The organism is Bradyrhizobium sp. USDA 10063, from assembly GCF_054063735.1.
Genome location: NZ_JBSSGP010000002.1, coordinates 7,638,064 through 7,653,590 on the forward strand (window position 1 = coordinate 7,638,064; position 15,527 = coordinate 7,653,590).

Genomic DNA, 15,527 nt, shown 5'->3' on the forward strand with positions numbered 1-15,527 from the left:
GAATACGCAGGCCGGGTCGATTGCGACCCGGCCTGTTTCCGTTAGAGCGTTTTCGAGCGAAGTGGACACCGGTTCGCGTGAAGAAAACGCGTCAGAACAAGAATCTAGAGCTTCGGTTCTGATTCAATCAGAACCGAAAATGCTCTAGGGGCAAGCAGCAGATCCCAAGCAAGCAGATCAGATGGCCACCGCCGTATCCATCCTTCCCGCCCAGCAACTTGAGGCGCTGAACGATGCCTATCGCAAGGCGGTCGCGCGCAAGCGGCTGAAGACGATGCTGGCGGCGGCGGTGTTCCTCGGAGCGCTCGTCGTCGCTGGCATCGGTGCCGAAGTGAATCTGCGCACGCTCTTCACCTATTTCGGCAACTTCGTCTCTTATTTCGACCGCATCCTGACGCTCGATAGCGGCCAGCGGGTCTGGACCGACGTCGGCGAATGGTTCTGGGGCTGGCAGAAATGGCTGAAGCTGCTCGGTGAGACCATCTTGATCAGCTATGTCGGCACGCTGATCGGCGCCGTCCTTGCCTTTGCGCTGAACTTCTTCGCCGCGCAGAACACCTCACCCGGGCCCTGGCTGCGCTTCATCGTCCGTCGCCTGCTCGAATTCGCCCGCACCGTGCCCGGCATCGTGTTCGCGCTGGTGTTCGTGATCGCGTTCGGCCTCGGGCCGATGGCGGGCGTGCTCGCGATCGCCGTGCATTCCACCGGCGCGCTCGGCAAATTGTTCTCCGAGATCGTCGAGAATGCCGACATGAAGCCGGTGGAGGGCATCCGCTCGACCGGCGCGAGCTGGCTCTCCTGCATGCGCTTTGCCGTGCTGCCGCAGGTCTCGGCGGGCTACGCCAGCTACGCGCTGCTGCGCTTCGAGATCAACGTGCGCGAAGCCTCCGTGATGGGTTTTGTCGGCGCCGGTGGTATCGGGCAGGAGCTCGTGGTCGCGATCCGCAAGTTCTATTATTCCGACGTCAGCGCCATCCTGGTCACTATCGTCGTGACCGTGTTCGTGATCGACATCACCACCGGCTGGCTGCGCGCAAAATTGTTCGGCAAGGAGGGGCGGGCATGAGCCAGTTGCCGAAGCCGGACTCGCAGGCACTGCGGAGCAAATATCCAGACATTTTCGAGCGTCCGGCATCGGCGCGGCTTGCCACGCCGCTGATGCTGCTCGCGGCCCTCGCCGTGTTCGCCTTCGGTCTGTTCGACCTCGGCTTCTCGCCGACCAAGCTGGTGGGCGGCATGCGCGAGCTCGGCTGGATCACGCTGATGATGATCCCGCCCGATCCCGGCTCGTCGCTGCCGACCTATCTCTCCGCCCTTGGCGAGACGCTGTCGATCGCGCTGCTTGGCACGACGCTTGCCGCATTCATGGCGCTGCCGGTCAGCCTGCTCGCGGCGCGCAACATCATTCCCTCTGCCATCTTCCGCTTTCCGGTGCGGCGCTTCCTGGATTCGATCCGCGGCGTCGACACGCTGATCTGGGCCCTGGTGTGGATCAATGTCGTCGGCCTCGGCCCGTTCGCCGGCGTGCTTGCGATCGCGGTGTCGGATTTCGGCGCCTTCGGCAAATTGTTCTCCGAGGCCATCGAGGGTGCCGACAAGAAGCAGGTCGAGGGCATCCGCGCCTCCGGTGGCAGCGCGCTGCACGAGATCCGCTTCGGCCTGATGCCGCAGGTGCTGCCCGTGATCGCGGGGCAGGTGCTCTATTACATCGAATCGAACACGCGTTCGGCCACTATCATCGGCATCGTTGGCGCCGGCGGCATCGGTCTGCAGCTCGCCGAACAGATCCGCGTGCTGGAATGGCAGAAGGTGTCGTTCTTGATTCTAATGATCCTGATCGCGGTCGCCGTGATCGACTGGATCTCGACGAAACTCCGCTTCGCCATCATCGGCCGGCGCGCGGTGGCGTGAGGCCAATCGCGATTCGTAGATTCGTAGATTCCATGGGGCGGTGAGCGCGCCCTTTCCGGTAGGTTTGGGTTTCCACACTCGAACCATCGGAGAGTCTGATGCAAGCATTGACCAAGAACACGCCCACCGCCGGGCATTGTGGCACGATTTTCGTTGCGATCGAACTGAGTCAGAAGACGTGGCTGGTGACGCTGCACAGTCCGGATCGGGACCGGATATCGCGCCACAAGCTGGAAGGCGGCGATCACGCCGGGCTGCTGGCGCTGATCGAGCAGGTCAAGGCCCGGGCGACTGCGAAGCTTGGAGCGGCGCCGCGGGTGGTGAGCTGCTACGAGGCTGGCTATGACGGCTTCTGGCTGCACCGGCTGCTCGCGGCGGCTGGGATCACCAACTTCATCTTCGACCCGGCGAGCATCGCGGTGGAGCAACGGGCGCGGCGGGCGAAGACAGACCGGATCGATGGCGAGCTTCTGCTGCGCACCTTGATGGCTCATTTGCGAGGCGAGCCGCGGGTGGTGCGGATCGTCCGGGTGCCGAGCGTGGCCGAGGAGGACGCCCGGCGCGCCAGCCGCGAACGCGAACGACTGGTGAAGGAGCAGACGGGGCACACCAACCGGATCAAGGCGCTGCTGCGCCTGTTGGGCATGGCGGCCGGCACCTTGCGACGACGGACCTGGCTCGCCTGGCTGGAGCAGCAGCGGGACTGGCAAGGGCAGCCGCTGCCGCCGCAGCTTCTGGCCGAAGTGAAGCGCGAGCATGCCCGGCTGATGCTGGTGCGCGACCAGCTCAAGGCGCTGGAGCAGGCCCAAGTCGCTACAGAAGTCGCGGCAGAAGTCGCGGCGGAAGCCGCCGCGGCGCCGGCGCCGATGGCGAAGCGACGGGATCAGTTGCAGCAGCTCAAGGCGCTCGGCCCGGCGTTTGCCGCGACGCTGGTGAACGAGGTGTTCTACAAGGACTTCCGCAACCGGCGCGAGGTCGCCAGCTATTGCGGATTGGCGCCCAGTCCCTGGCAAAGCGGCAGCATCGATCGCGAGCAGGGGATCAGCAAGGCCGGCAACCGGCGCGCCCGCCACAAGACGATCGAACTGGCCTGGCTCTGGCTGCGCCATCAGCCGGACAGCGCGCTCAGCCGCTGGTTCCGCACCCGCACCGAAAACGCCGGCAAGCGCGCCAAGCGCATCGCCATCGTCGCGCTGGCGCGCAAGCTGATCGTGGCGCTGTGGCGCTATCTCACCACCGGCCTTGTTCCGGAGCAGGCCGTGATGAAGGCCTAGCACCGGACCACGCCACCAGGGCGAGGCGGCTCCGCGCCGCGCGCCCCGTACAGGATGGATGATGACCGTGCCACCCAGGGGCCCAACCAGGCCGCTTTGTAGATGGGTCTCATCCTCTTGGCTTCCTCGCCGCAAGCATGCGGAATGTGGGTACGGATCAGCCGATCCGACCGGATATGAGGTGATGCAGTGAGCTGCAGAAATCTTCGGAAGCCAATCCTCGCCCGGGGCCCGGTCGTCGCGCTGCGCTACGCATGGCTCCGCGCGCCGCCCTCTCACTGCAAAAACCCAACCCGCACCGGTTCAAGAGCCTTGACTCACAAAGCCCCATATGAGGGTGGGCAAAGCGTAGCGTGCCCACCATCGCTAGCACCGCGCTGGATGGTGGGCACGGCGCAAGTGCGCCTTTGCCCACCCTACAACTCTTGCGGTGCCGGTTGCTCAAGGGCTCCGTTCGCCGGCATCCCTCACTCCGGCAGATTGTTCACCTTCTTCACCCAGGCGCGGACGTCGGCGAGGACGTCGGGCAGCACGGCCTTGACGTCCTGCACAGTCATGCCGGCCCTGATGCGGGGATCGTAGAGCAGGTTGAGGATGTACTGATCGTAAATGTCGAAATAGCCCATCGAGACGTTGTCGTTGAACATGGTCCAGGGCACGCTCGATGTGTCGTTGATCGGGCCGAGCGACTGCAGCAGTTCCTCATAGGCGCAGTCGAGGAAGACGAAATCGCCGTTGTCGATCGTGAGGATCACGTCGGAATGCTCGATCTCGAAATTGTCGTTCTTGCGAAAGCCGCTCAGGCACTGCGGATCGAGCGAGGAGCGGATCTCTTTCGCCCGCTCGCTGCCGTAGAAGGTCGTGATGGTGCGATAGAGATCGCGGTCGCGTACCAGCCTCACCCTGACATTGGCGGCCTCGCTGCTCTCGGTCATGGCGATGTCCAGATGCTGGACCTTGGCGGCGATGTCGCCGACGATCTTTGCAAGCTGCGCCTTGCGATCGGCGCGGGTGCCGTCAGCGAATACCCTGATCGGGCCGTCATATTTGCGGATGCGGTCGACGCGGCCGGCCAGATGGTACTCGGCGCCGAACGCGGTCTTCATGAAGCCTTCGGTGATCTCGCTATCGGTGAAGACTCGCTTCTCGTTGCGCTGGCGCGAGGCGATCGACGGCCTCTCGCCTGCCCACACCGGAGGCGCAACGAGAACCGGGGCAGTTGCGGCCAGCGCGGCCATGACGGCGACGAGACCGAGGATACGGCGCAGCATGCTCATTTGCGACGACGCTGCCGCAATCACCCTGCGCGCGCAAGCTTGGATAGAAGGCGCTTGCGCATGGCCAGGCCGGTTCCCTCGCCGTTCTAGTTCTTGACGACGACGGTGGTGCCGACGGAGACGCGGCTATAGAGATCGGTCACATCCTCATTGGTCATGCGGAAGCAGCCCGACGATACCGCCTGTCCGATCGTCTCCGGCTCGTTCGAGCCGTGGATGCGGTAGAGCGTCGAGCCGAGATACATGGCGCGGGCGCCGAGCGGATTTTCGATGCCGCCGGCCATGTGGCGCGGCAGATCGGGGCGGCGGCGCAGCATCTGCGCCGGCGGCGTCCAGCTCGGCCATTCCTTCTTGGCGGTGATGCGATGGGTTCCACTCCAGCGGAAGCCGTCGCGGCCGACCCCGATGCCGTAGCGCAACGCCTGGCCGTTATTGAGCACGAGATAGAGCCGTCGCTCGGCGGTGTTGATGATGATGGTGCCCGGCGCATAATTGGTCGGGTACATCACGGTCGTCCGTGGGATCGGGCTCGCGCCCGTGCCGAAGAAGTTCGGGCCGCCGCCCATGATATCGCGGGTGTCGAAGAATTGGGCCTGCGCCTGGCTGGCGCCTCCCAGCATCAAGAGCGCCGCCGACAGCAAAACCCAGCCCCTTGTCATTGCCTTCCTCGTCCAAATGCCAGCCTGTGGAAGTGAGGCCATAAGTTACTTGAATTCGCAACCCACGCCGCCGTGAGCAACAGATTATCGGACACTGCGGTTAAAAAAGGCAACACGTCGGAAACGATGGCAGCAATGTTCGCTAAACCTTTGACGAAACGGGTGAACAATGGTTGATCTGGGTTTGAGACACTGGACTTGAGACACTGGGCTTGGGCCAACACAACATCGCGGGAATGCGGGAGTACGACATGAATGGTGCGGAAAGTCTGGTGCGGACATTGGTCGCGGGCGGCGTCGACGTCTGCTTCACCAATCCCGGCACCTCGGAAATGCATTTCGTCGCCGCGCTGGACAGGGTCGAGGGCATGCGCTGCGTGCTCGGCCTGTTCGAGGGCGTGGTGACAGGAGCGGCCGACGGTTATTTCCGTATCAAGGAAACACCGGCTTCGACGCTGCTGCATCTCGGCCCGGGTCTCGCCAACGGTCTTGCGAACCTGCACAACGCCAAGAAGGCGAATTCCGGCATCGTCAACATCGTCGGCCAGCACGCGACCTACCACATCGGCTACAACGCGCCGCTCACCTCCGACATCGAGGGTTTGGCGCGGCCGATGTCGGCCTGGGTCCGAACCTCGCCGGACGCCAAGTCGGTCGCCGCCGACGGTGCCGCCGCGATTGCCGCCGCGAAAAGCGTGCCGCCGCAAATCGCGACTCTGATCCTGCCGGCCGACACCGCTTGGAACGAGGCCGACGGCATCGCGCAGGTCCCCGCCGAAAGCCAGCGGCCGAACTATTCGACGCAGGCGGTGGAGGCGGCGGCCAAGGTGCTGCGCGAAGGCGGCGCGCAGAACCTGCTGCTTCTGACCGGCAGTGCGCTGACCGAGCACGGGCTGGCGCTGGCGCAGCAGATCGCCGGCAAAACCGGCTGCAAGGTGATGGGCCAGACCTACAACCCGAAGATGGCGCGAGGGCGGGGCCGCTTCCTGATCGACCGCATCCCCTATGTGATCGAGCAGGCGCTGCCGATCCTCAAGGACTTCAAGAACATCGTGCTGGTCGAGGCCAACGATCCCGTCGCCTTCTTCGCCTATCCGAACAAGCCGAGCCTGCTGAAGCCGGCCGGCTGCGAGGTGCACCGCATGACCGCGGGCGGAGAGAACTCGGTGGCGGCGCTGGAGGCGCTCGCCGGCGCGCTCGGGGCCAAGCCGCAGGACGTCAAGCCGCAGACGCTTGTCGAGCTGGCGAAGCCGACCGGCGCCTTGACGTTTGCCTCGATCGCGCAGGCGATCGCGTGCGCGATCCCCGAGAACGCCATCGTGGTCGATGAATCCATCACCACCGGCCGCGGCTTCTTCCCGCCGACGGCAGCCGCCGCGCCGCATGACTGGCTGCAGAACATGGGCGGCTCGATCGGCTTCTCGCCGCCGGTCGCGACCGGCGCCGCGGTGGCGGCTCCCGATCGCAAGGTGATCTGCATGGTCGGCGACGGCTCGTCGATGTACACGATCCAGGCGCTGTGGACGCAGGCGCGCGAGAACCTCGACGTCGTCACCATCGTGTTCGCCAATCGCATCTATCAGATCCTGCGCGGCGAGTTCGACGGCGTCGGCGCCGGCGAGCCGGGCAAGCGGGCGCAGGACATGCTCAAGATCGACCGGCCGACCATCGACTTCGTCGCGCTCGCCAAGGGCATGGGTGTGCCGGGCCGCGCGGTCACGACCGCCGACGAGTTCAACAAGGCGCTCGCGGAAGCAGTCGCCGAGCCGGGACCGAGGCTGATCGAAGTGCAGATGTAGCGGCCTACGCCGCGATATCCGGGAAGCAGAAGTCGCAGATCAGGCCTTCCGGCTTCCACTGCCGGGTGATGGTGCCGCTCAAGGTGCGGACCACGCCGTCGACGGCGCCGACGCCAAATCCCGTCCGCGCCGGCTCGGCCACCGTGGGGCCGCCGGTCTCCTTCCAGTGCAGCGCGAGCTGGGCGTTGTCGGTCCGCCAGCTCACCTCGATCCTGCCCGACGGATTGGAGAGCGAACCATATTTGGCGGCGTTGGTGGCGAGCTCGTGCACGGAGACCGCGATCGCCTGCGCCAGCGCGGCCGTCAGCCTCAAATCGCCGCCGCTGATCGCGACCCGCTTCGAGTCGCGCACCGCATAGGGCTTGAGCTCCTGCTCGATGATCGCCCGGATGTTGGCGCCGGTCCAGCGCGAGACCGAGAACAGCCGCTGCACATTGGCGAGCGCGCTGAGCCGGCCCTGGAAGGCCGCCTGGAACTCCTCCGCGGTATCGGCCTTGGTCAGGCGCAGGATCGCCTGGATCACCGCCAGCAGATTGTTCGCGCGATGGTCGACTTCCCAGGCGAGCCGCATCATGCGCTCCTCGGCCTGCTTGCGCGTGGTGATGTCGACCAGCATGTTGACGGCGCCGATCAGCCGGCCATCAGGGTCGCGCAATGGCGTGGGGTAGGGCATGAAGCAGATGCGCGAACCGTCGGGCCGCTCGGCGATCGCTTCCATATTGCGCACCGGGCGGTTCTCCCTGAGCGCGATCGCCATCGGGCACTCCCCATGCGGAAGCGGCGTGCCGTCCGGGCGGAGCAGCTTCCAGCTCACGCACCACATGTCGCCGATGTCAGGCACATGTCCGGCAAAATCGATGCAGGCCTGGTTGAAGAAGGTGATGCGACCGCTTGCATCCGTCGTGTAGATCGCGGCGGGCAGCGCCTGCAGCACATCGCGAAACTGCTTCTCGTGGGAACCGGACTCGTTCGCAGCGGCGCTGATGGCGGTGTGATGGGCCAGGATCTTTTCGATCTCTGCTTCTTCCGAATCGTCAAACAGCTTCAGCATCACATGTCCATGCCCGCGGGTCCTCAGCCGGTAATTCGACACCAAGGGAAATGTTCCTCCCGGTGAGCGCAGTGGCCTGCAAATCCAGTGGAAATCCGAGAGAGGAAGAACGATGAGCCATAGGACGCAGGACATGTGAAAGGCCGCCCCAGAGGGACGGCCTCTGTCCCCACAAATCCTGTCTTATTGGTGCATCGTGCTCTCGCCGGACTTCTTCGACGACTTCTTGGCCACCTTCTTTGAGCTTTTCTTCGGCGCCATTTTCGACGCGTCGTCCGGGCTCGCATTGTCGCTCTGTGCCGCGGGGCCAGTGGTGGCGCCAGCCTTGTCGGTGGTCTGTGCTGAAGCGGCCGACGAAATGAACGCCAGTGCGGTGGCGGCGATAATCAGTTTGCGCATCGGATGGTTCTCCCAAGTTGGCCCCGGCCTTCAACGGAACCGCAATGCTTCCAGTTCCGTTGCAGAGATCAGCTATCCGTGAGCGGCGCGTGAACTCGCGCGCCGTCGGCGCGATCTATTCGAGCGCGACGCTGGAGGAGGTCGCCGGCGTACGCGTGAGGCTGGAACCCGCAGCGCTTCCGGGCGTTCTGGTTTCGGGCAGGCTTGAGGAGATGGCCATGCGCTGGCGATCGACCACCGATCAGACGGATGCGATGCTCGGCACCGGACACGACGACACCGTTTACGCCGCCGGCTGGACCATCAGCGGCCTCGCGACGATTGCGACCATCGTCGCGATCTGGATGTTCGAGATTTGAGAGCGAAGCGCTGGGCGCCAAAGGGCCCCCAGCGCCGCCGCGACGGATATCATCTGGCTCTCCCATCGCGGACGCTTTTTTTGTCCTACTCAAGCACAAAAAATACGGACCAATTGAATATCCACAGCTCTGAATGGTTCATGCCAGAACGGAAGTTCCGCACGATTCAACCCATTAGAAAATCACGACTATCCGTCATTTTGGTCTGACGTGAATCGACATCTGCTCGCCCATTAAAACAGGGTGCGACAGCAGGACGAATTGATATTAAATGTTTAATGTATTAATTGTTATATTTAATTCTGTGGAATTAAATATTTTGGTGCCATGGTTGTAGCCACTAGGAACATCGGTGCGATCGCGGTCAAACGGCAGATCGTACCGCGTTACCAGTACGCGTTCTGGTTCAGAGTCGCTGCCCCCTGCAGCACGGCTGTGCAGCGTTCCACGATTGGCCCCTCCCTCAGATCCAAAGCAGTCGCTTCGGCATCAAGTCCGTCGTCAAGGCTGCAGCGTTCAAAGCCTTGTCATGCGTATTCCCCCTCTCTCTCGAGGATATCATGAAGTTCTTGTACGAAGATTCCGGTTTAGGCCGCATGGTTCTCGGACTGGGGACTTGGCCCCGCACGCTCCTGCGAAGAAATCTCCGAGCGACCGATACGGACTCCGAGAACGAGCCGCTGTCGCTGCTTGCCGCGCAGAATCTGTGGGAAGCTCCGCGCTTGAGCGCCTCAGGTGCCGCAGCGTTGGCATCCACTGCAACTTCCGACGCCGGGTTCGCTGGGGTCAGAGCAGAAGTCCAAGCGCCAGCCTCTGCAGCAGTCGAACCAGCGAGGACAAATCCCGTCGTCATCCTTGGTCAGGTCCCCTCGGCGACCTCAACCCCGAACATTATCGGATCTTCTACACCTCCAGCGGTCGCGCAGATTTGTGGCTGCGGCTACTTCATTGCTCCAACGCACTTGCTCGATCAGAAAGCGGCCAATGCGGCGTCGGCGCACCTGAACGGCCAGTTGCACGGTAGTCAAGTGTCCGGCGGAGCAGATCTCGTGTTGACCGGCCGCGCCGGGATCATGGGAGCCTCCATCAGTGTTGACATGTCATTGCAGAACGTTGCGCCGCTCGCGAATTGGAATGTACTGCCAGGCGGCGGAGAGGTCGGTACGGGGAAGGGTGAAATCGGAATTCTGTCCGGTTCGGTGACGACCGCAGAGCCGTCCCCAGTCGCGCGGCAAGACAACACGACCGCGTCGCCCAACCTGCTCGCGGCCGCGGCGACTTCTACAAACCCGATCGTTCTTGAGAACCAGAAGCCGGGAAACCCGCAAAGCGAATGGGATATCGTCGGCGCCGGCAGCTCGAACATCGAAGGTTTTGCCACCGACATCAGCGTGAACGTTGGCAACCAGATCGATTTCAAGATCAATACGGATTCATCAAACTACCGGATCGACATCTATCGCCTCGGCTATTATGGCGGCATGGGTGCGCGAAAGGTTCACACCATTCAGCACACAGGCGTGCAGAACCAGCCGGCGCCGCTGCGTGATGCCACGACCGGCCTGGTCGATGCTGGCAACTGGTCCGTCTCGGCTTCCTGGGAGGTTCCAGAGGATGCCGTGTCAGGCGTCTATATCGCAAAGCTCGTACGCGAGGACGGCGTCGAAGGCGCCAACCACATCCCGTTCATCGTCAGAGACGACAGCAGCACCAGCGACGTCGTGTTTCAGACTTCCGACACGACCTGGCAGGCTTACAACGGCTGGGGTGGAGCAAATTTCTACGGCGGCGACGGCCCTGCGACAGGTCAAGGTGCCGGACGCGCCTACGCGGTGAGCTACAACCGGCCGATTGCCACCCGCGGCAGCATCGGAACCGCCTCGGGTCCGCAGGACTATCTGTTCGGCGCGGAATATGCGGCGATCTACTGGCTTGAGCAGAACGGTTACGACGTCTCCTACATGTCTGGAGTTGACACAGATCGCTACGGCAATCTGCTCCTCAACCACAAGCTCTACCTCGACGCTGGTCACGATGAGTATTGGTCAGGGCAACAACGTGCCAATGTCGAGGCGGCCCGCGATGCCGGCGTGAATCTCGCGTTCTGGAGCGGCAATGAGATGTATTGGCGCACGCGCTGGGGCAACAGCATCAGCAGCGACGCCACGGCCTACCGCACCTTGATCTCGTACAAGGAGACCTGGTCGCCAGGAGCGTCGATCGATCCAAGCAACGAGTGGACCGGGACGTTCCGTGATCCCCGCCTCAGCCCGCCGGCGGTCGGCGGAGGGATTCCGGAAAATGCCTTGATCGGGCAGATGTTCCAGGTCGACGATGTCGGCCAAGGCAGCGGCCTTGAGGCAATCATAATTCCGTACGACGACGCCAATCTGCGCTTCTGGCGCAACACCAGCGTTGCCGACCTTAATGAGGGAGACATCGCGACGCTGACCAAGAACTATCTCGGCTATGAGTGGGACGAAGCGGTCGACAATGGATTCGATCCCGCCGGCCTGGTCCGGCTCTCTTCGACGACGGTCCCGGTTAATACCTACCTGCTTGACTACGGCAACACGACCGGAAGCGGCATCTCAACCCATAACCTGACGCTCTACCGCGCGGCAAGCAAGGCATTGGTCTTCGCCGCCGGAACGGTCTACTGGTCGTGGGGCCTGAGCAACAATCACGATCTGGCGCCGACGCCCACCGACTCGCGCGTGCAACAGGCGATGGTCAACCTGCTCGCCGACATGGGCATTCAGCCGGGGACGCTCCAGTCGGACCTGATCGCCAGCACCGCCTCGACGGATACTACCGATCCAACCTCTACCATCAACGCGCTGGCAAGTTTTAGTGCCGGAAGCGTGGTCACGATTTCCGGCACGGCATCGGATCTCGGCGGCGGCGAGATTGCTGGCGTGGAAGTATCAACGGACGGCGGCTTGAGCTGGCACCCGGCGATAGGCGACGAGACGTGGACCTACACCTGGTCTCCGCAGGTTGCCGGGACCTATACCATCATGTCTCGCGCGGTGGACGACAGCATCAATCTCGAAACGCCTTCGGCGGGTCGCGCGGTGACGGTCACGGATCCAACTTACATCACGCTCTTTCCGGGCTCGGCTACCCCGGACATCGTCAACACCACGGACTCAAGCGCCGTCGAACTGGGCGTGAGCTTCCAAACGTCGGTTGCCGGCACTGTGAGCGGTGTCCGATTCTACAAGAGCAGCCAGGATACGGGGACTCACACCGGCCAGCTCTGGTCAAGCACCGGCACCTTGCTGGCAACCGCCACATTCACGAACGAGACCGCGAGCGGCTGGCAGAGTGTGCTCTTCTCCAACCCGGTGTCGCTGACGCCCGGAGCCACCTACGTCGTCTCCTATCACACCAATGTGGGCCATTACTCCTCCAGCGTGAACTACTTCACCAGCAACGTGACGAGCGGTCCGCTGACCGCTCTTGCCAGCGGCAATGGCGTCTATACCTACAGCAGCGATGTCGCGTTCCCGACGAGCACGTTCTCGGCGACGAATTTCTGGGTTGACGTCATGTTCAATCCTTCTGTCGCCAACAGCGTGCCAGTAGCCGCAAATGACGACGGGCCGACCGCGACACGCGATTTGGCCCTGACGATCGCGGCGTCGTCCCTGACCGCGAACGACAGCGATCCCGATGGGGATGCGGTCAGCATCATCGCGGTGAGCGCAGCGACGCACGGCACCGTCGCACTCAACACGCAGACCAATCCGCAAAACAACACCATCACGTTTACGCCCGATGCGGGCTACACCGGTCCGGCGAGCTTTACCTACACGATCTCCGACGGGCGCGGCGGTACGGCATCGGCCACTGTCAGCCTCACCGTGGCACCGCCAGGGGCGGCTCCCGTCAGCCTGTTCAGCGCGTCAAGCACACCGGAGCTGACCAACCTCAATGAGGGATCTCAGCTCGAAGTCGGGATGAAGTTCTCGTCCTCGGTCGCCGGCCAGATCACGGCGCTTAGATTCTATCGCAGCCCGAGCGATACTGGCATCAACACCCTCGATCTCTGGACGTCGACAGGCACGCGCCTCGCCACCGCCACCTTTACCAATACGTCAGCAAGCGGTTGGCAGACCGTCATGCTGCCATCAGCGGTTTCGATCTCCGCCAACACCACCTATGTTGCTTCCTATCACACCACCGGCGCGTATGTGGCGACCAACAACTATTTCATCACGGCCGTCACAAACGGCCCGCTGACCGCGCCTTCCACCACTACCGCCGGCGGCAACGGTGTCTTCGCCTACGGCGGCACCAGCACTTCGGGCATCTTCCCGACCAGCACCTATAACGCCGCCAACTATTGGGTCGATGTCGTGTTTACGCCGTCCGGCGGCGGCAATCAGTCGCCGGTTGCCAACAACGACAGCGGTTACACCACCACGCAGAACACTGCACTGGCGATTGCGGCGGCAGCGCTGCTCGCCAACGATACCGATCCGGACGGCGGTACATTGGCGATCACGGGCGTTAGCGGTGCCGTCAACGGGACGGTCAGCTTCAACAGCCAGACCAATACGATCACCTTCACCCCGACCACCGGCTATACCGGGCCCGCGTCCTTCAGCTACGCCATCGCCGACGGACAGGGCGGCACGGCCACTGCGACGGTTAGCCTGACAGTAAATCCGGCAACCAACCAGCCGCCGGTTGCCAACAACGACAGCGGCTACGCCGCCACCCAGAACACCGCATTGGCGATTGCGGCGTCTGCGCTGCTCGCCAACGACACCGATCCGAATGGCGATCCTCTGGCCATCGCGAGCGTGAGCGGAGCCATCAACGGCACCGTGAGCTTCGACACCCAGACCAATGTCGTTACCTTCACGCCGACCGCTGGCTACACTGGCGCTGCGTCCTTCAGCTATGCCATCTCCGATGGGCGCGGCGGCACCGCGACTGCGACAGTGAATTTGTCAGTGACCACGCCGGCGGTGAGCCTATTCTCAAGCTCCGACACACCGGCAATTCTCTCGGATCCCGATACGACCCCGGTCAATCTCGGGGTGCAGTTCACGTCCTCTGCGGCCGGCACCATCAACGGCATCAAATACTACAAGAGCGCCGGCGACACCGGCACGCACACAGGTTCGCTGTGGAGCAGCACCGGCACGCTGCTGGCAACCGCCACCTTCACCAGCGAGACCAGCAGTGGATGGCAGACGGTCACCTTCAGCAATCCCGTTTCGATCACCGCCGGCACGACCTACGTGGCAAGCTTCCACAGCAACGGCCGCTACACGTCGACCAGCAACTACTTCACCACTGCGCGCGTCAACGGCCCGCTCACGGCAACCGCCGGCAACAACGGCGTCTACACCTACGGCACGGACAACCTGTTCCCGACCAGCACCTTTGGCGCCACCAACTACTGGGTGGACGTGCTGTTCAGCCCGGCGAGCAGCGCCGCAAACCAGATACCTGTTGCGGCAAACGACTCCGGCTTCAGTGCCACTCAAAACTCGTCGATCTCGATCGCAGCGTCTGCGCTGCTTGCCAACGACACCGATCCGGACGGCGACGCTCTGACGATCACGGGCGTAAGCAACGGCGTCAACGGCACCGCAAGCTTCAACGCCCAGACCAACACCGTCACTTTCACACCCAGTTCCGGCTATACGGGACCGGCGTCATTCAGCTATGCCATCTCCGACGGCAGAGGCGGGACGGCGAGCGCATCCGCCTCCCTGACCGTCAACGCAGCGTCTGCCAGCATCGTAAGCCTGTTCAGCTCCGATCCGACACCGAGCGTGCTGTCAGTCAATGATCCGAACTCGGTGGAGCTCGGGTTCAAATTCCAGTCGTCCAGCGCCGGCGACATCACCGGGCTGCGCTTCTACAAGGGTCCATCGAACACCGGCACCCATACCGCGAATCTCTGGAGCAGTACCGGCACCCTGCTTGCGACCGCCACCTTCACCAACGAGACGGCCAGCGGCTGGCAGCAAGTCGACTTCGCCACGCCGGTAACGATCGCCGCAGGGGCGACGTATGTTGCGTCCTATCACACCTCAGGAAACTACTCCGCCGATCCCAACCTGTTCAGCTCGGCGGTCAGCAACGGGCCGCTGACCGCACCATCATCGGCTTCGGTCGGAGGCAATGGCGTGTATGCGTATGGATCGGGCAGCCTCTTCCCGACCGATAGCTACAGCGCGACGAGTTACGGGGTCGACGTGCTGTTCCGTCCGCAACTCGCGGCATGACAACGGGATTGCCGGCTTCGGGACTGGACTTCGGCAGCTCGGGCAGGATCCGGGCTGCCACGTTTCCTTCGCAGAAGTGCCGCTCGATAGTTCTATCTTTTAATGGAGACATTTCATGAAAGCGTTGATTAGCCTGATTGTTCTCGCGTTCGTCGTTATGGTGATAGCATCGTCAGAAACGCCGTCGTATGCCGCCTCGTTTGGCGCCATGAGTGGAAAGGGAGATTTTGGAACAAAGGGATATAAACAAGCGGCCAAGGAGAAGGCGGCAAAAGGGACGAAGGCTCAAAAACAGCACTGACCGCGCTTGTCCGGCCAGTGCCTTAGCGGACCGTCCATCTTAGGGACGGCGCGCCGAAGCGCGGTATTCTCGGCTTTGAGTTCGTTGACGGCAGTGGTGCGCTGCGCGCGGGCAGGCAAAAAAATCGACGCACCGACCTGCGTGACCGGGCCGATGCGCCGACTTTTACGACGCTTGGATGCCGGGTGATCCGGCGGCTGCAGTCTAGCACACGAAGAACGAGCTATGCTTGGCGGCTCAAAA

General features: G+C 63.0%; 11 protein-coding genes. 7 read left to right on the plus strand and 4 right to left on the minus strand.

Annotated features, from left to right (window positions below; all coding sequences use genetic code 11):
- Positions 1–181 precede the first annotated feature (181 nt).
- The 3 genes from phnE (ACVJGD_RS37885) (at position 182) to ACVJGD_RS37895 (ending at position 3,185) form a co-directional block, all read left to right on the plus strand.
- The gene (gene phnE, locus ACVJGD_RS37885; protein ID WP_456638987.1) at positions 182–1,066 is read left to right on the plus strand and encodes a phosphonate ABC transporter, permease protein PhnE; all 885 of its coding nucleotides are present in this window, start codon (positions 182–184) and stop codon (positions 1,064–1,066) included.
- Positions 1,063–1,911, plus strand: a complete 849-nt coding sequence (phnE, locus tag ACVJGD_RS37890; RefSeq protein ID WP_456638988.1) for a phosphonate ABC transporter, permease protein PhnE — start codon at positions 1,063–1,065, stop codon at positions 1,909–1,911. Before phnE (ACVJGD_RS37885) ends, phnE (ACVJGD_RS37890) begins: the two co-directional genes overlap by 4 nt.
- A 98-nt stretch (positions 1,912–2,009) precedes the next feature.
- Positions 2,010–3,185: an IS110 family RNA-guided transposase gene (locus ACVJGD_RS37895; RefSeq protein WP_456632918.1), complete on the plus strand. Its 1,176-nt coding sequence runs from the start codon at positions 2,010–2,012 to the stop codon at positions 3,183–3,185.
- Between the two features lie 467 nt (positions 3,186–3,652).
- Here the strand turns inward: ACVJGD_RS37895 and ACVJGD_RS37900 are convergent, their stop codons facing one another.
- Both ACVJGD_RS37900 and ACVJGD_RS37905 read right to left on the minus strand, forming a co-directional pair.
- A complete protein-coding gene (locus ACVJGD_RS37900) occupies positions 3,653–4,423 on the minus strand; it encodes a DUF2927 domain-containing protein (RefSeq protein ID WP_456640500.1) in 771 nt (256 codons plus the stop codon).
- 125 nt (positions 4,424–4,548) lie between these two features.
- Positions 4,549–5,121 carry a L,D-transpeptidase gene (locus ACVJGD_RS37905; RefSeq protein WP_456638989.1) on the minus strand — a complete coding sequence of 191 codons (573 nt, stop codon included), beginning with the start codon at positions 5,119–5,121 and terminating at the stop codon, positions 4,549–4,551.
- A gap of 251 nt (positions 5,122–5,372) precedes the next feature.
- Here ACVJGD_RS37905 and ACVJGD_RS37910 point away from each other — a divergent pair, with 251 nt between their 5' ends.
- Entirely contained in the window at positions 5,373–6,920 is a 1,548-nt protein-coding gene (locus ACVJGD_RS37910; protein WP_456638990.1) for an acetolactate synthase large subunit, read from the plus strand.
- 4 nt (positions 6,921–6,924) lie between these two features.
- Here ACVJGD_RS37910 and ACVJGD_RS37915 read toward each other — a convergent pair whose 3' ends face one another.
- Complete coding sequence (locus ACVJGD_RS37915; RefSeq protein WP_456638991.1) at positions 6,925–7,971, minus strand: HWE histidine kinase domain-containing protein; 1,047 nt, start codon at positions 7,969–7,971, stop codon at positions 6,925–6,927.
- A gap of 183 nt (positions 7,972–8,154) precedes the next feature.
- The gene (locus tag ACVJGD_RS37920) at positions 8,155–8,370 is read right to left on the minus strand and encodes a hypothetical protein (RefSeq protein ID WP_456638992.1); all 216 of its coding nucleotides are present in this window, start codon (positions 8,368–8,370) and stop codon (positions 8,155–8,157) included.
- Between the two features lie 89 nt (positions 8,371–8,459).
- On the opposite strand from ACVJGD_RS37920, the gene ACVJGD_RS37925 reads away from it, so the two are divergent.
- The 3 genes from ACVJGD_RS37925 (at position 8,460) to ACVJGD_RS37935 (ending at position 15,284) form a co-directional block, all read left to right on the plus strand.
- A complete protein-coding gene (locus tag ACVJGD_RS37925) occupies positions 8,460–8,729 on the plus strand; it encodes a hypothetical protein (RefSeq protein WP_456638993.1) in 270 nt (89 codons plus the stop codon).
- Between the two features lie 962 nt (positions 8,730–9,691).
- Positions 9,692–14,983 (plus strand): DUF4082 domain-containing protein, encoded by a 5,292-nt coding sequence (locus tag ACVJGD_RS37930; RefSeq protein WP_456638994.1) that lies wholly within the window; start codon positions 9,692–9,694, stop codon positions 14,981–14,983.
- A gap of 115 nt (positions 14,984–15,098) precedes the next feature.
- Entirely contained in the window at positions 15,099–15,284 is a 186-nt protein-coding gene (locus ACVJGD_RS37935; RefSeq protein WP_456638995.1) for a hypothetical protein, read from the plus strand.
- Positions 15,285–15,527 lie beyond the last annotated feature (243 nt).

Bases quoted from the DNA above. Each gene is read 5' to 3' on its own strand.
- ACVJGD_RS37920 (WP_456638992.1), bottom strand. From the start codon at position 8,370: ATGCGCAAACTGATTATCGCCGCCACCGCACTGGCGTTCATTTCGTCG.
- ACVJGD_RS37935 (WP_456638995.1), top strand. From the start codon at position 15,099: ATGAAAGCGTTGATTAGCCTGATTGTTCTCGCGTTCGTCGTTATGGTG.
- ACVJGD_RS37895 (WP_456632918.1), top strand. From the start codon at position 2,010: ATGCAAGCATTGACCAAGAACACGCCCACCGCCGGGCATTGTGGCACG.
- phnE (WP_456638988.1), top strand. From the start codon at position 1,063: ATGAGCCAGTTGCCGAAGCCGGACTCGCAGGCACTGCGGAGCAAATAT.
- ACVJGD_RS37915 (WP_456638991.1), bottom strand. From the start codon at position 7,971: ATGCTGAAGCTGTTTGACGATTCGGAAGAAGCAGAGATCGAAAAGATC.
- ACVJGD_RS37900 (WP_456640500.1), bottom strand. From the start codon at position 4,423: ATGGCCGCGCTGGCCGCAACTGCCCCGGTTCTCGTTGCGCCTCCGGTG.
- ACVJGD_RS37910 (WP_456638990.1), top strand. From the start codon at position 5,373: ATGAATGGTGCGGAAAGTCTGGTGCGGACATTGGTCGCGGGCGGCGTC.
- phnE (WP_456638987.1), top strand. From the start codon at position 182: ATGGCCACCGCCGTATCCATCCTTCCCGCCCAGCAACTTGAGGCGCTG.
- ACVJGD_RS37905 (WP_456638989.1), bottom strand. From the start codon at position 5,121: ATGACAAGGGGCTGGGTTTTGCTGTCGGCGGCGCTCTTGATGCTGGGA.